General features: G+C 27.0%; 20 protein-coding genes, 2 tRNA genes and 1 rRNA gene. 19 read left to right on the forward strand and 4 right to left on the reverse strand.

What is annotated here, in order from left to right:
- The 7 genes from AB668_RS04250 to AB668_RS04280 form a co-directional block, all read left to right on the forward strand.
- Nucleotides 1-505: transposase (locus AB668_RS04250; protein WP_152908066.1), on the forward strand; the 505-nt coding region annotated here is incomplete at its 5' end.
- A 63-nt stretch (nucleotides 506-568) separates the two neighbouring features.
- The gene (locus tag AB668_RS04255; RefSeq protein ID WP_050517767.1) at nucleotides 569-2,602 is read left to right on the forward strand and encodes a PTS transporter subunit EIIC; all 2,034 of its coding nucleotides are present in this window, start codon (nucleotides 569-571) and stop codon (nucleotides 2,600-2,602) included.
- A 114-nt stretch (nucleotides 2,603-2,716) separates the two neighbouring features.
- Nucleotides 2,717-3,841 carry a serine hydrolase domain-containing protein gene (locus AB668_RS04260; protein WP_050517768.1) on the forward strand — a complete coding sequence of 375 codons (1,125 nt, stop codon included), beginning with the start codon at nucleotides 2,717-2,719 and terminating at the stop codon, nucleotides 3,839-3,841.
- Nucleotides 3,842-3,886: 45 nt separating this feature from the next.
- Nucleotides 3,887-4,879: a hypothetical protein gene (locus AB668_RS04265; RefSeq protein WP_050517769.1), complete on the forward strand. Its 993-nt coding sequence runs from the start codon at nucleotides 3,887-3,889 to the stop codon at nucleotides 4,877-4,879.
- Nucleotides 4,880-4,939: 60 nt separating this feature from the next.
- Nucleotides 4,940-5,593 carry a phosphorylase family protein gene (locus tag AB668_RS04270; protein WP_050517770.1) on the forward strand — a complete coding sequence of 218 codons (654 nt, stop codon included), beginning with the start codon at nucleotides 4,940-4,942 and terminating at the stop codon, nucleotides 5,591-5,593.
- A gap of 110 nt (nucleotides 5,594-5,703) precedes the next feature.
- A complete protein-coding gene (gene fic, locus AB668_RS04275) occupies nucleotides 5,704-6,270 on the forward strand; it encodes a protein adenylyltransferase Fic (RefSeq protein WP_050517771.1) in 567 nt (188 codons plus the stop codon).
- Between the two features lie 603 nt (nucleotides 6,271-6,873).
- Nucleotides 6,874-7,146, forward strand: a complete 273-nt coding sequence (locus AB668_RS04280) for a type II toxin-antitoxin system RelB/DinJ family antitoxin (RefSeq protein WP_050517772.1) — start codon at nucleotides 6,874-6,876, stop codon at nucleotides 7,144-7,146.
- Nucleotides 7,147-7,227: 81 nt separating this feature from the next.
- Here the strand turns inward: AB668_RS04280 and AB668_RS04285 are convergent, their stop codons facing one another.
- On the reverse strand, nucleotides 7,228-8,541 hold the full coding sequence (locus AB668_RS04285; RefSeq protein WP_050517773.1) for a thymidine phosphorylase: 1,314 nt from the start codon (nucleotides 8,539-8,541) through the stop codon (nucleotides 7,228-7,230).
- A gap of 247 nt (nucleotides 8,542-8,788) precedes the next feature.
- Between AB668_RS04285 and AB668_RS04290 the strand changes: the two genes are divergently transcribed.
- The 7 genes from AB668_RS04290 to AB668_RS04320 all read left to right on the forward strand — a co-directional run bounded on the left by AB668_RS04290 (nucleotide 8,789) and on the right by AB668_RS04320 (nucleotide 15,596).
- Nucleotides 8,789-10,471: a phospho-sugar mutase gene (locus AB668_RS04290; protein ID WP_050517774.1), complete on the forward strand. Its 1,683-nt coding sequence runs from the start codon at nucleotides 8,789-8,791 to the stop codon at nucleotides 10,469-10,471.
- Nucleotides 10,472-10,479: 8 nt separating this feature from the next.
- Nucleotides 10,480-11,148 (forward strand): deoxyribose-phosphate aldolase, encoded by a 669-nt coding sequence (gene deoC, locus AB668_RS04295; protein ID WP_050517775.1) that lies wholly within the window; start codon nucleotides 10,480-10,482, stop codon nucleotides 11,146-11,148.
- Nucleotides 11,149-11,386: 238 nt separating this feature from the next.
- On the forward strand, nucleotides 11,387-12,256 hold the full coding sequence (locus AB668_RS04300; RefSeq protein ID WP_235443350.1) for an MsnO8 family LLM class oxidoreductase: 870 nt from the start codon (nucleotides 11,387-11,389) through the stop codon (nucleotides 12,254-12,256).
- 110 nt (nucleotides 12,257-12,366) lie between these two features.
- Nucleotides 12,367-12,711: a glycine cleavage system protein H gene (locus AB668_RS04305; RefSeq protein WP_050517776.1), complete on the forward strand. Its 345-nt coding sequence runs from the start codon at nucleotides 12,367-12,369 to the stop codon at nucleotides 12,709-12,711.
- 81 nt (nucleotides 12,712-12,792) lie between these two features.
- Nucleotides 12,793-13,401, forward strand: a complete 609-nt coding sequence (locus tag AB668_RS04310; protein WP_327138685.1) for a hypothetical protein — start codon at nucleotides 12,793-12,795, stop codon at nucleotides 13,399-13,401.
- Complete coding sequence (locus AB668_RS04315) at nucleotides 13,379-14,416, forward strand: lipoate--protein ligase (RefSeq protein WP_050517777.1); 1,038 nt, start codon at nucleotides 13,379-13,381, stop codon at nucleotides 14,414-14,416. The genes AB668_RS04310 and AB668_RS04315 overlap by 23 nt, the downstream gene beginning before the upstream one ends.
- A complete protein-coding gene (locus AB668_RS04320) occupies nucleotides 14,406-15,596 on the forward strand; it encodes an NADH-dependent flavin oxidoreductase (protein ID WP_050517778.1) in 1,191 nt (396 codons plus the stop codon). Before AB668_RS04315 ends, AB668_RS04320 begins: the two co-directional genes overlap by 11 nt.
- A gap of 31 nt (nucleotides 15,597-15,627) precedes the next feature.
- Here AB668_RS04320 and AB668_RS04325 read toward each other — a convergent pair whose 3' ends face one another.
- From AB668_RS04325 to AB668_RS05960, 3 genes are all read right to left on the reverse strand, one after another.
- The gene (locus AB668_RS04325) at nucleotides 15,628-16,425 is read right to left on the reverse strand and encodes an alpha/beta fold hydrolase (protein ID WP_050517779.1); all 798 of its coding nucleotides are present in this window, start codon (nucleotides 16,423-16,425) and stop codon (nucleotides 15,628-15,630) included.
- A gap of 142 nt (nucleotides 16,426-16,567) precedes the next feature.
- Complete coding sequence (locus AB668_RS05955; protein WP_050517780.1) at nucleotides 16,568-16,990, reverse strand: hypothetical protein; 423 nt, start codon at nucleotides 16,988-16,990, stop codon at nucleotides 16,568-16,570.
- Between the two features lie 61 nt (nucleotides 16,991-17,051).
- Complete coding sequence (locus AB668_RS05960) at nucleotides 17,052-17,486, reverse strand: hypothetical protein (RefSeq protein WP_050517781.1); 435 nt, start codon at nucleotides 17,484-17,486, stop codon at nucleotides 17,052-17,054.
- A 638-nt stretch (nucleotides 17,487-18,124) separates the two neighbouring features.
- Between AB668_RS05960 and AB668_RS04340 the strand changes: the two genes are divergently transcribed.
- From AB668_RS04340 to AB668_RS04360, 5 genes are all read left to right on the forward strand, one after another.
- Entirely contained in the window at nucleotides 18,125-19,162 is a 1,038-nt protein-coding gene (locus AB668_RS04340; RefSeq protein WP_050517782.1) for a lipoate--protein ligase, read from the forward strand.
- 74 nt (nucleotides 19,163-19,236) lie between these two features.
- A complete protein-coding gene (locus AB668_RS04345; RefSeq protein WP_050517783.1) occupies nucleotides 19,237-20,022 on the forward strand; it encodes an alpha/beta fold hydrolase in 786 nt (261 codons plus the stop codon).
- Between the two features lie 99 nt (nucleotides 20,023-20,121).
- Nucleotides 20,122-20,197: transfer RNA gene (locus AB668_RS04350), tRNA-Lys, on the forward strand.
- Between the two features lie 6 nt (nucleotides 20,198-20,203).
- Nucleotides 20,204-20,287, forward strand: a tRNA-Leu gene (locus tag AB668_RS04355).
- Between the two features lie 322 nt (nucleotides 20,288-20,609).
- Nucleotides 20,610-21,998: ribosomal RNA gene (locus AB668_RS04360) — 16S ribosomal RNA — on the forward strand; the annotation flags it as partial.

Here is a 21,998-nt window from a genome sequence, read left to right on the forward strand (position 1 = left end):
AAAACTTAATCAAACCGAATTTTTATATTCATTTAAAAGCACAAATGACTACAACCAAGAACGAAGAACTTATTTAGATAAAGTTAATCGAGAACAAAATTTTAATAACGAACTTTTACAAGAAAAAGAAAAACTTTTTGGAACAATTACTTTTATTTCCAACGAAGATTTATCTTTAAAACAAATATATGATCTTTACAAAACAAGATGAGAAATTGAAGAATTTTTCAACTTCTATAAAAACATTGCTGAATTAGATTTTGTAAGAGTACAACAAAACACAAGTGTAATTGCGACTGAATTTATAAACTTAATAAGTTCTATAATCACTTCAAGAATGAAAAAAGAATTTGAAGAAAAAGGATTAACAGAGAGATTTTCATTTAATCAAATAATGGAAAGATTAAGTTCAGCTAATAAGTATTTAGATGGTACAACTAAAAAATGACACTATACAAGTGAAAAGAAATATACTGACAATATTATTGATATTTTAAACCTATAGTGGTAAAAATGATAAATTTCTTATTAAACTTGTAATAAAAAAACTTAGAAAGGAAATATTAAAATGCAAAAACAAGCGCAAAAACTAATGCAAGGTTTTTTAGATAAATTAAAAAACTTTGGTGCAAATATTATGCCTACTTTATCAAAATTAAGTAAAGCATTCTTGTTACCAATTGCATTGTTACCAATTGCCGGTGTGTTTTTAGGTGTTGGAGCTACAATTACTGCTAACGTTGCAGAAACTTCAGGATTCTGATATGTTGGTAATGTTATGAAAACAATGGGTGATGTTTGTTTTGGTAACTTACCAGTATTCTTCTGTATTTCAGTAGCTTTAGCATATACCAAAGATTCTGGTATTGCTGCACTTACTGCTGTTGTTGGATTCTTAGTTTTCAACGGAATTCAATCAGCTTTAATTCGTGATGTTAAAAAGGAAATTCATTTATTATGATATTATGGAAGCTGATCAGTTCCTGAAAAATTAATCACAAATAACTTAGGAATTAGATCATTAAACACCGGAGTTCTTGCTGGTATTTTTGTTGGAGCTATTGCTGCAAAAGTTTACAACAAATTCCATGCTATTCAATTACCATCAGCAATTAGCTTCTTTAGTGGTACTAAATTTGTACCTATCGTAACTTTCGCTGCCGTTCTGCCTTTATCATTGATATTCGCTATGACATGACCAGTTATTGGTATTGGTTTCTCATGAGTAGGAGAACATTCAGGAAGCTTACCTTATGGTACAGATTCATTAATGTTCGAAATTGTTGAACGTTCATTAGTTCCATTCGGATTACATCACGTGTTCTATGCACCACTATGATGAACTAGTGCTGGAGGTTCTATCGCTGGTGCTTTAGACACTGTGAAAGCCGCTGGAGAAGAAGCTCAAAAAGCTTTTGCAGACGCATACAACAATATCCACGGGACAACAGGAATGGATTTCAATGCAATTTATACACTTATTAAATCAAAACCTGATTTATTTGGTGCACAAGGTGACCAATTCATGGCTCAACAAATCCTAATCCATGCTAAAGATTTCAACTTTACTGATGCACAAAACTTAGGATTAAACGTTGGAAGATTCCAATCAGGTAAATTTGGATTCATGTTATTAGGATTACCTGCTGCAGCATTAGCTATGTGACTAGCTGCACCAAAAGAAAATAGACAACAAGTATTTGGTATCTACTTCTCAGCTGCTTTAACTTGTTTCTTAACAGGTATTACTGAACCAATTGAATATACATTCTTATTCGTTGCTCCATGATTATTCTATGGTGTTCATATGCCATTAGCATCAATTGCTTTCTGAGCAACAGGGGCATTACAAACTCACGTTACTCAAACAGTTAGTGGTGGATTTATTGACTACATCGTCTTTGCAGTAATTCCATACTTCGGATCAAAAGCAATGACAGCTAAATCAGCATTCGGTGTATTAGGAGTAGCTGTTGCATTGGCACCAGTTTACTTCTTCTCATTCTACTTCTTAATCAAAATCTTTAACGTTAAAACACCTGGTCGTGATTTAATGGTTGGAGAAGCTAGATTATTTACAAAAGCTGATTATAAAGCTTCTAAAGGATTAACTGTCGATGGATCAAAAATTACATCAGCAGATGATAAAGAAGAAGCTAGATTAGCTAAAGCTGCTACTATTATTGAATATCTTGGAGGAGAAGAAAACATTGTTGATGTTGACTCATGTGCTTCAAGATTACGTTTAACAGTTGTTGATTCATCTAAAGCAAATATTGATGGAATCAAATCTTTAGGAGGATCAACTGGAGCCTTAGTTAAAGGAAACAACATTCAAGTTGTTTATGGTGGAGAACAAGAAGCTATCAAACCAAGAATGATTAAAATTCTTGCTGAGCAAAGAGAAGCTAAAAAAGCAAATATGATGGTAGAAAATAAAGTTGAAGTAAAAGTTGAAGAAAACAAAGAAGTTAAAAAAGCACCCGCTAAAAAAGCTTCTGCAAAAAAATCTACAACAGTTAAAAAAGCACCCGCTAAAAAAACTGCTTCAAAATCTACAACAGCTAAAAAATCTACATCATCAAAAACAACAAAAGAATAATAATTAGCATCTAACTAAAAAAAGTTAGATGTTTTTTATATTTCATAAATTTGATGATTAAAGTTTTAATTTAGTGTTGTAAAATTTTATAGAAAAATATTGTGGGGTAATATTATGCAATTTAATAACGTTGAACAAGTCATAACTTCTTTTATGGATAGAAAATTATTTAAAGGTGCTGTGATAAGAATTTGTAAAAACAAAGAAACTATATATTCAAAATCATTTGGATATAATGATCAAAATAACACACTCCTATTAAATGGAAATGAAATTTTTAGAGCATATTCGATGACAAAACCATTAACTGCTTTTGCTGTTTTATTATTAGTAGATAAAGGGTTAATTAATTTAAATGATGATATATCAAAATACATACCTTCATTTAAAGATAAAAATATTACTATTTGAAACTTATTAACAATGACAAGTGGAATTACATATAGTGGTAACAAATCTAATACTCAAATTCAAATTAAAAGCATTTTAGATCAATGAATGAAAGAAAAAAGAGACTTAGAATGATTATGTAATCAACTTTCTCAAGTTGAATTACTATTTGAACCTGGTAAAGGTTGATATTATGGATTAAGTTTAGATATTGTTTCAAGAATAATAGAAGTTGTTACAAATAAAACATACCGAGATTTTATTAAAGAAGAAATTTTTAATAAATTTGAAATGTTTGATTCTGATTTTTATTTATTCGATCCAAAAAGAGAAGCTAATGTTTTTAAATGAACTTTTGTTAATGATAAACCTAACTTGGAACTAGTTAAAGATTTTAACTTTTTAATTCAAGATATTTATCAACTACCAGTTTGTCCTATGGCTGGAGCTGGATTATTTACAACAGCTGATGATTATAGTAAGTTTTTAAACGTTTTATTAGATGGTAAATTTAAAGATCAACAAGTTATTTCACACTCATTATTACAAGAAATGAAATCAGATCAATTATCAAAAAACAATTTAAAACAATTTTTCAAATGAAATTTGAATGCTGATTATAGTTATGGATTTGGAGTAAGAGTTAGAATAAAAAATGAACTTTATCCTTTAACTGAAGTTGGTGAATTTGGTTGAGATGGATTATTAGGATCATCAGGTTTAGTTGATAGTAAAAATAAGATTACTTCAACAATTATGCTATCAAGTTATCCAGGACATAATTCAACAGTAGAAAGTGAATTTTTTGATGCATTATATAAAGATTTAAGAAATAATAATTTAGCTTAGATCTTTAATTTTGTTAAATTTTAATTGTATATAAAAGGGGAATTTATGTTTTATTATGATCAAAATTCAGTTTTAATTGAAATAAGAAAAAAAGATAATTTATATATAATCGGAGATCAACAATTCGATCAAATTCCTATGTATGTTTTAAATAGTATGTACACTTTAGCTAATTGAAATAGAGCATTAAAATATTTCAGTAAAGAAGTTGGAGATATTATAGGTTATTATATGTTGAAACTAGATATCTATTTAGATTTTGAAAATAAAGATTTAATTCTATTAACTAAACAAATGTTTTTTAAAAAAATAATTAATCAAAATAGATTTAAAGATGAATTTTTCCAAAAAGTTTTAGATCATAAACATAGACATAGATTAATAACAAATAAAAATAAAATAATAGATGATAAGTTTATTGATAAATATAGTCCAAATAATTATAGTGATATATTAAGAATAGCTTCAATTAATAGATTTATAGTTAATGAAGATATTAATTTAGATAAATATAGATTTAAAGATTTAATTGTTATTTCAGATAAATTTGATTTTAAGATCACTAATAAAAATCAAAGAATTTATTATATAAGTAAAAATGATTTAACTAATTATAATGAGTTTGAAAATGCTACATTTATAGATTTATTAAATTACAAAGTTTATATAAACGCTGTTTTAAATTGAAAAAATAAAATAGTTTTAGAAATAGAATATGATGATTTAAACAATATTGATTTAATTAAAACTGATATTATAAATATTTTTAAAAATAATTTTGATACTAATTTAAACTGACATTTATATAATTTAACTTTTGATAATAAATATTTAGTTGATGGTATTAAAAAAGTATTTGATGTTAATAGTTTTACTGAATCAATTCAAATATTAGATAATAGTTTTAAAGAGTTAAAGTTAAATTATTTTGCAATTATTTTTAAAGATGATAATTTAATTAATTTAATAAGAAATTATATTAAAACTGATGAAGATCTAGATAAATTCAATGAAATTTTCACAAGGTATAACTACTAAAATTTTGATAAAATTATATAAGATAGAACAATTATGAAAACTATCGTATAGGAGTAAAAAATGCATATTAATAAAAAAGCTGATATTGCGCAAACAGTTCTAATTGCTGGAGATCCAAGAAGAACTAAATGAGCTGCAGAAAACTTATTAACAGATTATAAATTAGTAAGTGAAGTAAGAAACGCTTTTGTTTATACTGGAATGTATAATGGACACAAGGTTTCATTTGCAACCTCAGGTATGGGACAACCATCAATTGCAATTTATGCTACTGAACTATTTAATGATCATAATGTTCAAAAAATTGTTAGAGTAGGAACTTGTGGAACATATAATAACGATATTAAAGTTGGAACAGTTGTTGAAGTTGCTAAAGCATATTCTGAAGTAAATATTTTTGAACCATCAAAAACAGGATGACAAGTTGAAAAACCAAGTTTAAACTTAGGTGCAGGTGTACCTGTATCAGTTCACTGTGCTGACGTATTTTACAGAATTGCAGATTTAGATCCAAAAGAACAAGGTCTAGATGTTGTTGACATGGAAAGTTATGCATTATTCTATTTAGCAAATCACTATAATAGACAAGCATCAACAATCTTAACAGTTACTGATAATTTATATGATCATTCTAATGATATGACAGCTGAACAAAGAGAATTAGCAACATTAGAAATGTACAAAAACGTTTTAAACAAATTATTTAATGAATAAAATAATCAAAACAACTTTAGGTTGTTTTTTTGTTACAAAATATTTATTTTTTGCTAATACTTATATGTGGATCAATATAATTTCTAAAGATATTTTCAAAGGAGTATACAATGAAATCAAATCTAATTGAAGAAGAATATGAAATAAAACTTTCTATAAAAAGATGTTTAGAATTATGAGATAAAGATATTATCAATACATTTGAAGTTGGAACTTGAAAAGGACTGCAACAAATTCATAAATATATTTTTCAAGATGTATTTGATTTTGCTGGAGAAATGAGAAAAGTTAATATAGCAAAAAATGATTTTATGTTTGCTTCAGTGATGTTTTTAGAACAAAGTTTGAAACAAATAGATAAAATGCCAGAAAATACTTTTGATGAAATTATAGACAAGTATATCGAAATGAATATAGCTCATCCCTTTAGAGAAGGAAATGGACGTTGCACTAGAATTTGATTAGATTTAATGTTAAAAGCAAAACTAAAACTAGTGATCAACTGAAAAGATATTGATAAAGATAGCTATTTTAAAGCAATAATTAGATCAAGTGTTGATAATTCAGATATAAAACAATTATTTAAAAAACGTTTAACAAATAAAATTAATGATAGAGAAGTTTTTATTTCAGGAATTAAAAAGTCATATGAATATGAAGGATTTGATATTAATTAGAAATTATTACAAATGTATACACAAATTAAATACATTTATATATAAAAAACATTTAATTGTAGAGTTTTAGTAAACAATGTTATCATGTTATAACCCGAGTTTTACAGTTGTTATGCCAACAAATAAATAAAAAAGATGAAAAGTTCAGATTTTAAGGGGTTTTTCATCTTTTATCTTATTTCTATTTACTTTTTCCGATGTTATTCTAAAATATTTATAGAATACATTACGATAAAGGAGATAAGATAAATTTTAAAGATTCAACTGTTAAGACATTTTTAGAGTCGTTAGAGGGTATTAAGACAAAAATTGACAAGTTAAACAGGAAATTGTTAAAAGTTTTAGCTATCTAGAAGACTAATGAGATCAAAATGAAAGAACAAACATAATAAAATCACTAATGATGGATGTTTAATTTGATAAAATTTTGAACTCTATAAGATTTAAATAACAATTAAAAAGTTGTTGCACTTTTTAATTTAGCACAACAACTGTAAAACTCGGGTGTATACACAAATTAAATACATTTATATATAAAAAACATTTAATTGTAGAGTTTTAGTAAACAATGTTATCATGTTATAATGAAAAAAAGGTGATAATATGAAGACAACGAATTTAAATATAAGAATTGATAAGGAAACTAAAGAAAAAGCAGAAGCTATATTTCATGAATTAGGAATAACTACTTCAGCTGCTATAAATATGTTTTTAAAAGCAACAATTAGAAAAAATACACTACCATTTAGTATTGAGTTAGGTACACCAAATAAAGAAACTTTAATGACCATAAAAGAAGCTGAAGAACTTTTGAAAGACCCTAATACAAAATATCATTCAAGCCTTAAAGAATTTTTAGAATCATTAGAAAAATAAACCTTTTAAAACCTAATCCATATAAAAGAAATTAAAACCCCATATCCGTTTTACGGTTTATGGGGTTAATTATTTTAATTTTTATTTAACATCATCAGAAATAATTTTAATAATTACATCTTCAACAGGTTGGGTTTCAAGAATTTCAAAAGTTGATTCAGCTAATTTAATTCATTCGTTATTAGTTTCTTTATTTGTAAATAATGTCATAACAACTTCATTTTCTTTTACTTCTTGTCCAAAACTTTTATCTAAATAAATTCCAGCAGCATGATCAATATTTTCTTCTTTTGTAACACGACCCGCACCTAATTGCATTGATAATAATCCTAAATTTTCAGCATCAGTAAATTTAATATAACCTGATTTTTTAGCTTTAATTTGAATAACATTTGAACATTTAAATACTTCATCATAATTTTCTAATACTGATCAGTCACCGTGTTGAGCCTCAATAAAATCTTTTAAGTAATGTGCAGCTTCACCAGTTTGTAATTTTTTATAAACATCAGCTTTAGCTTCATCTAAGTTATCAAAAATTTTAGCTTGTAATAAAGCAATTGCTACAGCAGTTACAACCAATTCATTAAAATCTTCTGGTCCTTTTCCATTAAGTGTATCTCAAGCTTCTTTAACTTCAATTGCATTTCCAATTGCTTTTCCTAAGGGTTTATTCATATCAGTTATCATAACTGCGATTTTTCTGTTGTATTGTTTTCCTACTTCAATCATTCTTTTTGAAAGATCTAAAGCATCATCAACAGTTTTCATAAATGCACCATTTCCAACTTTAACATCTAAAACTAATCCATCATTTTCAATAATTAGTTTTTTACTCATAATTGAAGCAGTAATTAAAGGCATTGAGTCAACTGTTCCAGTTACATCACGTAATGCATAAATCTTTTTATCAGCAGGAACAACGTTTTTAGATTGAGAAATAATACTCATTCCAACTTTATTTACATTATCAACAAACTCATCATTACTTAGTTCACTTGTTCAACCAGGAAATGATTCTAATTTATCGATAGTTCCACCAGTTTTACCTAATCCTCTTCCAGATAATTTACACACTTTAATTCCGTAACTAGCAACTAATGGACTAAATACTAAACTAGTTTTATCTCCAACACCACCAGTTGAATGCTTATCGACTTTAAAACCATCAATTTTTCTAACATCATAAACATCACCAGACTCAACATAGCTTTTAACTAAATTTGTTGTTTCTTTATCAGTCATATCAGTAAAGTAAATAGCCATACAAAATGATGACATTTGATAATCTGTAATAATTCCTTTTACATAGCCATCAACCACTCATCTAATTTCTTGTTCTGTTAGTTCAATGTTTTGTTTTTTCTTTTCAATAATATTTGCAAATGTAAGCATAATAAAAATCCTATCCTTTTTGTAGATTAATTAATTTAATTATACTTTTTAGATACAATAATTCAATTTTTGAGAACAATAATGATTTTTAGATGATTTAAATTTTTTAAAATGAGATATTTTGAAGATATTTTTGCTAATACTATATTGAGTAGATAGAAATAATGTAAATTGAATTGTGAGTAATTTGTTAAAATGCAATTAATTATAAAATGATACAATATATATTGACAAAGGAGTTAAATTTATGAGCTTTGATAAAACAAATAAAACTTATTTAGAATGAATCAATAACAAAAATTTAGATTCAGAATTAAAAGAATTATTAACTAATGCAAGTGATGAAGAATTACAAGCAGCATTTAATTTAGAGTTAGAATTTGGAACAGCAGGAATTAGAGGCATTCTAGGAGCAGGTCCTGGACGTTTTAATGTTTATACTATTAAAAAAGTTACTATTTCTTATGCAAAACTACTTATATCAAAATATAAAGATAGATTAAATGATGGAGTTGTGATTGGTCACGACAATAGACATAATTCAGCTAAATTTGCTCAATTAGTAGCTGATATTTTAACAAGTTTCAACATTAAAGCATATCTATTTAAAGATAATGCTATGAAACCTACTCCAGTTGTTTCTTTTGCCACTAAAACATTAAATTGTATTGGTGGAGTTGTTATTACAGCTTCTCACAACCCAAGTCAATATAACGGTTATAAAATTTATGATCCATATGGATGTCAATTAATGCCAGAAGATACTGATGTGATTGCAAGTGAAATGGATAAAATTGATGATATTTTAAATTGAGAATTTTCTCCAAATAAAGACTTATTAGAAACTGTTGATCAAAAAGTTATTGATAAATACTTTGATATGATTAGAAACTTAGAGTTCTATAAAAATGAACAAGAATCAAAAGTAAAAGTAAAAATTATCTTTTCAGCAGTAAACGGAACAGGAACTGAATTTACTCCAAAAGTATTAAGAGAATCAGGTTATGAAGTGATTGAAGTAGCTGAACATGCATTTGAAGATGAAACATTTAAAAATGTTGTTAACCCAAACCCAGAATTTGACCCTGCATGAAAAATACCTTTAGAATATGCAGTTAAATATGATGCTGATATTGTTATTATGAATGATCCAGATGCTGATAGATTTGGTATGGCTGTTAAACACAATGGTGAATTTATTAGATTAAATGGTAATGAAACAGGACCTATTTTAATTGATTGAAAATTATCTAATTTAAAACGTTTGAATAAATTACCAAAAAACCCTGCATTATATTCAAGTTTTGTAACTTCAGATCTAGGAGATAGAATTGCTTGTGAAGGTTATGGATCAACTATTGTTAAAACATTGACTGGATTTAAATGAATGGGAGATCAAATTGCTAAAGAACCAATTACTGGACTAAACTTCGTATTTGCTTATGAAGAAAGTTTTGGATATGTTTTAGATGATTCAACAAGAGATAAAGATGGTATTCAAGCTTCAATTATGATTGCTGAAGTATGCTGATTCTATAAACAACAAAATATGACTTTAATTGATTATTTAAATTCTTTATACGATACATATGGATACTACTTTACTGATACTGTTAACTTAAACTTTAAACCAGAAGAAAAAGACTTAAAAATTAAACCTTTAATGAAAGCATTAAGAGAAAAAGGTATTAGTGAAATTACCGGATTAAAAGTTATTAAATCAGAAGATTATATTAACGGTTTATACAACATGCCGGGTCAAGATCTATTAAAATTCTACTTAGAAGATAAATCTTGATTTGCTGTAAGACCAAGTGGAACAGAACCTAAATTAAAAATTTATTTCATAGGTGTAGATAAATCAATTGATTCAGCTAAACAAAAAGTTCAAGCAATATACAATGAACTAAAACAAATGCTAAACATATAGGAGTAATTATGGAAATTAAATTAAATAAATATATCGATCATACATTATTAAAACCAGAAGCAACTAAACAAGATATTATTAACTTATGTAATCAAGCTAAAGAATATGATTTTGCTACAATATGTGTTAATACTTGTTGAACTAGTTTTTGTAAAGAATTATTAAAAGATAGTAATGTAGGTATTACAAATGTTGTTGGTTTTCCATTAGGTGCTTGTTTAACTGAAGTTAAAGCTTTTGAAGTTAAAAAAGCTATTGAAAATGGTGCTGATGAAATTGATATGGTATTAAACGTTGGTGCTTTAAAAGATGAAAACTATGATTTAGTATTAAATGACATGAAAGAAGTTAAAAAAGCCGCTGGAGATCATGTTGTTAAAGTCATTTTAGAAAACTGTTTATTAACGCGTGAAGAAATTATTAAAGCTTGTGAATTAGCTGTTGAAGCAGGATTAGAATTTGTTAAAACTTCAACTGGATTTAACAAATCAGGAGCTACTGTTGAAGATGTTAAATTAATGAGTGAAGTTGTAAAAAATAAAGCTCAAGTTAAAGCTGCTGGTGGAGTTAGAACTTATGAAGATGCTATTGAGATGATCAATGCAGGAGCTACAAGACTAGGGACTAGTGGTGGAGTTAACATCGTTAACAAAAAAGAAAACAATAGTAGTTATTAATAATTAAAAAAAAGATATGTCTTAAACATAATAAAAAACAAGTGCAACATAAGTAAATAAAATAGATTTTACTTACAAAAACACTTGTTTTTTACTATTTTAAGTATAAAAACCTTACCTTTAAATTAGAAGTAATTTCAATAAATCTTCTTCTTTTTATTATTTATACACCAATCTATCAAAACAGATATACACCAATCTATCAAAACAATAATTATAGTATTATAATAAATTTGATATGAAATTAAGTGTATTAGATCATGGTTTATTAACAGAAGAAAACCAATATAAAAAAGCATACAATCAAGTTTTAGAGTTATGCAAATATGCTGAAAAATTAAACTATTTTTCATTTTGAGTTAGTGAACAACACAACATTAATTCACTAGTGATTTCTAATCCGCTTATTTTGTTGAATTATCTAGCATCTAATACAAAAAAGATTAAACTTGGATCTGGTGGAATTATGTTAAATAACTATCAACCATATTTAATTTCTGAACAAATAAATACTTTAAATTTATTACATGAGAATAGATTTTTATATGGTTTTGGTTCATCAATAACTTCTGATGATAATCTAGTGAAATTATTGGAAGTGCAAACAAATTTAGATTATCAAGCTAAGTTATTATTAGTTGATAAGTTTGTTAATAATCAAGATTTAGATTGTTTAAAAGTTGTTCCTAATATTAAACAACCTATTGATATTGTGATGTTAATAACGAGTGAACAATCAGCTAAATTTGCGGCAGAACACGGTTTTAAAATAAATTATGGGTGATTTTTAAACCCTTCAATGATTTATGCAAAAGAAGTTATTAATACATATATTTCAACTTACAAAAAAAGGTGGAATAAAGAACCTAGCGATATAGCTATAAGTATTAATGTTGTTTCAGCAAAAACCAAAAAACTAAATCAAGAGAATAAAAAAGTTTTAGCTTTTTATCGCACATTACAAAATACTGATCGATTTGAAATATTTCCAGAAATTTCTGATTTTAACAAGTATCAATTCAATGATGAAACTAAGAAAATTTTCGAAAGACATTATTTTTACAGTAAACACTGATGATGATGTTTTACAAATAGATCAATTTTGTAAAAAGTTAAACGTTGATCATTTAATGATTCTTCCGACTTTAAAAAGTATAGATGATAGAAAATTAGTTCTTAAAAAAATTGCAAAATTTTATAACAAAAGGAGTTTGTCACATGAAAAAAGTAATTAATTATTTAGTTTTAGAAAAACAAGAAAATAGTGATAATTACTATTTAAGATTAACTGCAGAAATGCAAGATGACATTGGAACAGTAGGTTATGTACAATTTAAAAATACTGGCAAAACAAATTTTCAAAAAGATGAAGTATTTTTAGCTTTAGAAGCATCAAAAGCTATTTTGACATTGAAAATGCCATTAGATGCTAGTGTTGTAAAATGAAATCAAGAACTTATTGAAAATCCTGAATTAATTAGTTCTGCTGATCAAAACAATAACTGAATCATGATTCTAACAAATATTGATAAGAACATTTTTGATAGTTTAGAAGATTTTTAATATGAACCAAATACAAGATGTTAAACAATTAAACACTTTATTATCTAAAGCTGATGCAATTGTTATTGGAATGGATCTGGGATGACAAGCGCTGATAAAATGGGTTATTCAGGAGATAGATTTCAAGAAAACTTTAAAGACTTTATTGATGAGTTTAAGTTTTTAGATATGTTGCAAGCTAGTGTTTATGATTTTAAAGATATTCAAGGTAAATATAATTTGTTGCAGTGTTCTAAAATGTGTCATAACACTTTATATTCAAATGACAAAGCTGTTTATGAAATGATTGAAAAACAAAAGGATTTAAAAGTTGATTTAGATTTAATTCCTAGATGTGTTAAATGTAATGAATTTTTAGAAGTTAATAAGCGTTTAAAATGTAAAGGAATGGTTGAAGATCAAAGATTTTATGAAGAAAAACAAGCTTATGAGGAATTTATTGATCAAAACAAAGATAAAAAAATAGTATTTTTAGAAATTGGTGTTGGATATGCAACTCCAACACTAATAAAACAACCTTTTTGAGAAATGACAAAAAATTATCAAAACTCAATTTATTTAACACTTAATAATAAGTTGTATCGTGTTCCAAAAGAAATTAGAGATAGAACATATAATTGTTTTGAAGATATTAAAAATACAATCAACAAATTATTGGAGGTAAAAAATGATACTAATAGAACCAATTAGAAACGGTAAATACATTAAAGAAGGTGCTTATTGATTAGCAATTCAAGTATGAGCGCTAAATAAATTAAAATTAGATGATACTGTTGTTTTTCCAAGTATTTCTGATCCACATATTCAAATAGGATATTTCCAAAACCCAGAAGTAGAAGTTAACTTTAATTATTTAAAAGAACATAATCTTGAAATTGTAAGACGTGATACTGGTGGAGGAACAATTTATATAGATTCTAATTCTTTAGGTATTTGTTATTTAATTCCTTATGATCAAAATCAAGCTATTTTAGGAAATTATGATAAGTTTTATGCACCAACTATCAAAATTTTAAAAGAACTAGGTGCTAAAGATGTTACTCAATCAGGTAAAAATGATTTAACAATTGATGGTAAAAAAGTAAGTGGAGCTGCTATGATGTTAATTAATAACACTATTTATGGTGGTAATTCATTACTATATAACATTGATACTGATGCAATGAGTCAAGTTTTAAATCCTAATCGTAAGAAAATAGAAGCTAAAGGAATTAAATCTGTTTCTCAACGTGTAACAGCTTTAAGTAAGTATTTTGATAAACAATATCAAAATTTAGATATCTTTGAATTTAAAGATATTATGATCAAAAAGATTTTTAATGTTGATGATTTAAGTCAAATACAACGTTATGAATTAACCCAACAAGATTGACAAGAAGTTGACGAATTAGTGAATTCTAAATATAAAAACTGAGAATGAACTTACGGATTAAGTCCTAGATATGAATATAACCGTGATGCTAGATTAGTAATTGGTACTATTAACTTTTCATTAACTATTGAAAATCAAAGAATTTCTAAAATCAAAATCAGTGGCGATTTTTTCACTAAAAAAGATATAAAACCAATTGAAGAACAATTAATAGGAACTAAAATGACTTTTGAAGATCTAACAAAAGTATTAAAAGATATTAAACTTTCTGATTACTTTTTCGCAGATTTAGATGAAGCTGAAATAGCAAAAATCATTTTAGATGAACAATAGTGGATCGATAAAAAAATTATTTGAACCATTTAATCTTAATGGTTTTAATCTAAAAGATAGGTTTGCATTATCGCCAATGACTTTAAGTTTGACAGATAAAAATGGAAAAGTAACCGATCAAGAATTAGCATATGCTAATAGGAGAAAAAACTCTGCTAGTTTACAAATTACAGGTGGAGTTTATTTTGATGAATTTGGTCAATTGTTTGAATATGGTGTAAGTGCAAGAACTGATGATCATATAGACTCTTTAAAACAGTTGTATCAAGTAATGAAAACTAATTCAAATTGTGTTGTTTTACAATTAGCACATGCTGGTAAATTTTCCAAAGCTTCTCTTAAAAAATATGGTTATTTATACGGACCATCATATGAGAAAAATCATTTTCCAGTTGAACATGAAGTTTTCGAATTAACTGAAACTCAAATTAAAGAAATTATTCAAAGTTATGCTGATGCTACTTTAAGGGCTATTAAAGCCGGATTTGATGGAATTGAAATTTCAATGGCACAAAGATTACTAATCCAAACATTTTTTAGCCAACATATTAATAAAAGAACAGATCATTATTCATCAGATAATTTTGAAAATCGCTCAAGACTTTGTCTTGAAATATTTACAAAAGTAAGACAAATAATAGATCAATATGCACCTAAAAATTTTATTTTAGGTTTTAGAGCAACTCCTGAAGAAACTTATGGAACAACTTTAGGATATAGTATTGTTGATTTTTTACAATTAGTTGATTTATTAATAGAAAAAACTAAAATTTCTTATTTTGCAATTGCTAGTTGAGGCCATGATATTTATTTAAATAAAGTAAGAAGTGAATGCAAGTTTAAAAACCAACTAATTAATAAAGTAATTTATCAAAAATATCAAAATAAATTACCTATTATTTCATCAGGGGGAATTAATTCTCCAGATAAATGTTTAGAAGCATTGAAATATTGTGATCTAATAGGGTTAAGTTCAGTTTTTGTTGCAGATCCAGAGTTCGTTGAAAAAATCAGGACTAATAAACCAGATCGGATTAAATTAACTGTTAAAACTGAAGAACTAACAGATTTATGCATTCCAAAATCTTCATTTAAAGATATAGTTAATATGTTTAGTTATTGTGAAACAATTCCAAATCAAACAATAGAAACATTTAAAGATAATTTAAAAGATAATTAAAAATAACTGATCAATAGATTTTCAGTTCTTTTTAATTATCTATAAACTCTTCAATAATTTTAATAAATTGTTCTCAATTTTCTTCAAAAAGCATATGTCCTGTTTTTGGTATATAACAAGTTTTGATGTTTTGAACTTTGGTTTGAAAATATTTTAAACATTTTTCTCTGTCAATAACTCCATCAGTTTCACCAAGTACTAATAAACAAGGAACTTGTATCAAACTTAACACCTGATCAATTTTATCGTGTACTTGATTTGAAACTAGAGTTTTTCCTAATTTAACGATTGTTTCATTGTTATAGTCATTAGCTGAAAAAATTTTTTGTGCTAGCCTCATTCAACTGGGATTATTCGTATATTTAGAACTATCATAATATAAAGAAGTTAAAAAATTATTAACTAAATCATCAAACGTTTTAGGAAAATAATCATTTAAAAAACGTTTATCAATAGATTCTGAAGCTTTATTCATTGGAGCTATATAAATTAGTTTTTTAAATAATTGTGGTTTTAATTGATAAGCAAGAGAAATTACTCCACCACCCATTGAATGACCTATTAAAATAACATTTTCTAAATTATTATTTTCTATAAATTCAACTAATAATCTAGCAAAATCAAATACCGATACTTGATCGTCATCAACTGGTTTTGTATTGTTATTTCCAGGAAATTGTAATGCATAATAATCTGATTTAGTTCAATAGTTTTTAAAAATGTCAAATACTCTCGGTGAAGAATTGAACCCGTGACAAAAGATTATATTATATTCATTATTATTATTATTTTTATAAACATAATCATAGTTATAAATTAGTTTTTTCATATTATTATTTAAACACAAACAAAACGATTTTGTACATTATAATAAATTCATTTTTAATTAAAAAACAAGTTAGAATACTAAACAATAAACAAAGCCGTAGAAAATTAACTTCTATGGACCCAGACATATCTTTTATTTTCTATTAAAGAACTGAAACTAAAATAATTACCATAAAAATAAGTATTATTCATAACATAGCAAATAATAAATATTTGATAGAAGATGATCTTTTCTTATTAACTTTATTTGATCTATTTTGATAATTAACTGCATAATTATTAGTTTGTTTAGTTTGATAACTATTAGCAAATTGTTTTTCAACAAGATAATGATTAACTATAGTTCGCTTTCTTTTATTAACATAAATATCTAGTGCATCTAATTTTTCTAACTTTCAATTTTCAACATAATTTATTGAACCATCAACAGATAAGGGTTGAATTCCTGCTTTTATATATCTTTCTAATTCTTCATAATAAAAATCTAACTTATCTTGATCTTTAATTTCTTCATCTAATGCTCTTAAATATCATTGTTTACCTTTTCAAATTCTATTCTTCTCCATGTAATCTATACATTTAAAATAATCTAATTTTAAATTTTTTATAGAATGGTAAATAAGACATTTACGTTCATCATCAAATTCTTGTTCTGAAAAAATAAGTATTTAGTTTTCTAACTATTAAGAACACTCCGTTCATACTCAATCTATTTTTAGTCTTTTGATAGATTTTTATATGTAATAATAAATGTTCAACTAAATTACAATAAACTAATCTATCTTTTGTTTGGTATTCAGGATATTTTGTCATATTTTCTTTTGAAGAAAGATTAGGAATTTTATCTTCATCAATATGATGAATTTCTAATCCATAAAAAGATCTTTTAACATTTAAATTCTCAGAGACAATATCAAAAAATAAAGTACGCTTTACATAATCACCTTCAACCATACCATATTTGCATAAAAGAAAATTAACACACTCATAATAATCACACTCTAACATTTTTTCAATATCAGTGTAATTATCATCTAAAAACATTTTTTGAATTTTATCCATAAATTAATTTTATTATAGTTTAGATTTTTTATTTCAGTATTTCCATTAACACTTTTGTTTTGATTATTTTTAAATTTAGTAGTGTTAGTTTTACGTAAAAAGTTATATCATTTAATTAAGAGTTAAAAGTTGATTATTTAGCACTTTAATAATCTTAATTTAGCTTTAAAAAATAATATTTATTAATTTGAGTAAAGGTGGTTTATTATGAAAAAAGTTTATAAATATTTAACTATCGAAAAAACAGATAATAAAGAAGAATATAATTTTAAGACTAAGTCAACAAGTTAAATAAGATATTCAAACAATTGGATTTATTCAATTTAAAAATAAAGATAAAACTATTTTAGAAAAAGATGATGAGTTTATGGTTATAGAAGCATCAAAAACTATCTTAAGTTTCAAAATACCATTCAAAGCCAAAATTGTTAAGAAAAATAAAGATGCAATTGAAGATCCATAAATTCTAAGTTCAGATGATCAAAATAAAATCTGAATTTTAATAGTAACTGATATTGATAAAAATACATTTGAAAGTTTAGAAGATTTTTAAAATTAAGATAATTAATATAAAATCACTAATTAAATAATTTTTTATAAAACATTAAATTAAAGAACTTGATATTGGAGGAAAAAATATGATTTTAGTTGAACCGATTAGAAATGGACAGTATGTTGATGATGGAGCTTATTGATTAGCTATTCAAATTTGAGCTACTCAAAATTTAAAATTAGATGACACTATTGTTTTTCCAGCAATTAGTGCTCCACATATTCAAATGGGATATTTCCAAAATCCTGAAGTTGAAGTTAACTTTAAGTATTTAAAAGAACATAATCTACAAATTGTAAGACGTAATACTGGTGGAGGAACAATTTATATTGATTCAAATGCAGTTAATGTTTGTTATTTAATTCCTTATAAAGATCACAAAAAAATTCTAGGTAATTTTGATGAGTTTTATAAACCTACTATCAAAATCTTAAAAGAAATGGGAGCAGTAAATATTACTCAATCAGGTAAAAACGATTTAACTATTGATGGTCGCAAAGTTTCGGGTGCTGCTATGATGTTATTAGACGATGTTATTTATGCAGGTAATTCATTATTATATAGAGTTGATTATGATGCGATGGTTGAAGTATTAAATCCAAATCGAAAAAAAATTGAGGCAAAAGGAATTAAGTCAATCAGACAAAGAGTAGCAGCGTTAAGTGAATATTTAAGCGATGAATATAATAATTTAGATATTTTTGAATTTAAAGATGAGTTTTTAAAAAAATTATTTAATGTTGATGATTTATCAAAAGTTCAACGTTACATAATTAATGAAGAAGAATGAAAACAAATTGATGAATTAGTAAATACAAAATATAAAAATTGAGATTGAAATTATGGACTAAGTCCAAGATATGAATATAACCGCGATGCTAGATTAAAAATAGGAACAATTAATTTTTCAATTGCTGTAGAAAATCAAAGAGTAGATAAACTTAAAATTAGTGGAGATTTCTTTGCTAAGAAAAATATCGAAGAATTAGAACAAGCTATTTTAGGAACTAAGATGACTTCACAAGATTTAACTGAAGCATTTACAAAAGCAGATCTACAAAGTTATTTCTTTAATGAAATTAGTGTTGATGAAGTTGTAAAAATTATTTTAGATGAAGAATAATTAATAAAAACATATAAACTTGATAAAGAGTTGATATGTTTTTTTATTGTAAAATAATTTAAATAGGAGTTTGTATGAGTAAAGTTATTTATGATTATGATTTTATTTTTAAAGATAATAATAATGCTGAACAAAATGTTATTTTTTGTCATGGATTTAACTCATCACCTAATTCATTTAAACTATTTCAAAATTATTGAACTAAAACTAATTATTATGCATTACAATTTCCAGGATGTAATAAAACTGCAGTTTTAAAAGATCATCAAATAAGTATTTATCAATATGCTAAATTATTAATTGAGTTTGTTAAAAATAGTAATTTAAAAAACATAACTTTAATAGGTCATTCTATGGGATGTATGATTATTTCAATAGCTTATATGAATCATCCTGATTTATTTAATAAATTAATTTACATAGCTCCTACTAATGCTTTGAAAAATAGACATTTAAAAAAATATTATTTTGCTAAAGATTTTGATTCTTATTTAAAGTTTTTAGATTTACTTTATTATGATAGTAGTATTTTTACATCTAATAGTAATTGATTAAATCAAGCTAAACAAAATTTTAATGCTAATGATTTTAATGATCCAGTATTAATTAAATTAAGAGATTCATTAGAACAAGATCAACTTCAAAAAGATATTATAAAAGCTCATAGTTTAATTAATATTCCAACTTTATTAGTTTTAGGTGAAGATGATAAATTAGTAAATCGAGCTGAGTGTTTAGATTATTTTAATAAGCAAGTTAAAAATGTTAAAACTTGTTGAATAGCTAAAACTGGTCATATGGTATTTGATGAAAACTTTGATGAATTTATTAAAGTAGTTGAAGATTTTATATTATATTAATTTATAGAGTTAACAGCACTAATATTAACTATTTTAAAAAAATTTAATTTGATAATTGAAAACTAAAAATAATAGTGTTATTATTTTATAGTCGTTCATGACTCGTTAGCTCAGCCGGTAGAGCAACTGGCTTTTAACCAGTGGGTCCGGAGTTCGAATCTCCGACGAGTCACCATTGTTTGGGGAATTGGCGGAATTGGCAGACGCACTAGACTTAGGATCTAGCGTCTTTGACGTAAGGGTTCAAGTCCCTTATTCCCCACCAACTTGGACAATAAATCGACCGGATAAAAACCGGTTTTTTATTTGAAAATTATTAAGTGTATATCAATGTTTTTATAAGATAAAAAAATTAAAAATTTTTCAAAAAAACACTTGTATTAGATATCTAATCGTTATATACTTAATTTTGTCACTTAGAGAACAAGAAATTAAAAAAGTCTTGATAGTGAGTATGATCTTTGAAAACTAAATAGAACAAATTATTGTACAAATCTTGTCAAAAAGATGAATTTGAGTAATACAAAATACTTATATTAAAACAATAATAAAATAGTCAGAATCTAACTTAATTTATAAAACAATTTTAAAATGAGAGTTTGATCCTGGCTCAGGATAAACGCTGGCGGCATGCCTAATACATGCAAGTCGAACGGGGGTGCTTGCACCCCAGTGGCGAACGGGTGAGTAACACGTATCTAACCTACCTCATAGCGGGGGATAACTTTTGGAAACGAAAGATAATACCGCATGTGAATCTTATTATCGCATGAGAAAAGATTGAAAGGACCGTTTGGTTCACTATGAGATGGGGATGCGGCGTATTAGTTAGTAGGTGAGGTAATGGCTCACCTAGGCGATGATACGTAGCCGAACTGAGAGGTTGATCGGCCACATTGGGACTGAGATACGGCCCAGACTCCTACGGGAGGCAGCAGTAGGGAATTTTTCACAATGGACGAAAGTCTGATGAAGCAATGCCGCGTGAGTAATGACGGCCTTCGGGTTGTAAAGCTCTGTTGTAAGGGAAGAAAAAATAGAGTAGGAAATGCCTCTATATTGACGGTACCTTACCAGAAAGCCACGGCTAACTATGTGCCAGCAGCCGCGGTAATACATAGGTGGCAAGCGTTATCCGGATTTATTGGGCGTATAGGGTGCGTAGGCGGTTTTGCAAGTTTGAGGTTAAAGCCCGGAGCTCAACTCCGGTCCGCCTTGAAAACTGCATTACTAGAATGCAAGAGAGGTAAGTGGAATTCCATGTGTAGCGGTGAAATGCGTAGATATATGGAAGAACACCTGTGGCGAAAGCGGCTTACTGGCTTGTTATTGACGCTGAGGCACGAAAGCGTGGGGAGCAAATAGGATTAGATACCCTAGTAGTCCACGCCGTAAACGATGAGTACTAGGTGTTGGGGTTATCTCAGCGCCGCAGCTAACGCATTAAGTACTCCGCCTGAGTAGTATGCTCGCAAGAGTGAAACTCAAAGGAATTGACGGGGACCCGCACAAGTGGTGGAGCATGTGGTTTAATTCGAAGCAACACGAAGAACCTTACCAGGGCTTGACATCCAGTGCAAAGCTATAGAGATATAGTGGAGGTTAACATTGAGACAGGTGGTGCATGGTTGTCGTCAGTTCGTGCCGTGAGGTGTTGGGTTAAGTCCCGCAACGAACGCAACCCTTGTCGTTAGTTACTAACATTAAGTTGAGGACTCTAACGAGACTGCTAGTGTAAGCTAGAGGAAGGTGGGGATGACGTCAAATCATCATGCCCCTTATGTCCTGGGCTACACACGTGCTACAATGGCTGGTACAAAGAGTCGCAATCTCGCGAGGGGGAGCTAATCTCAAAAAGCCAGTCTCAGTTCGGATTGAAGTCTGCAACTCGACTTCATGAAGCCGGAATCACTAGTAATCGCGAATCAGCTATGTCGCGGTGAATACGTTCTCGGGTCTTGTACACACCGCCCGTC

Source organism: Mycoplasma sp. HU2014 (assembly GCF_001199495.1).
Lineage (GTDB): Bacteria > Bacillota_I > Bacilli_A > Mycoplasmatales > Mycoplasmataceae > Mycoplasma.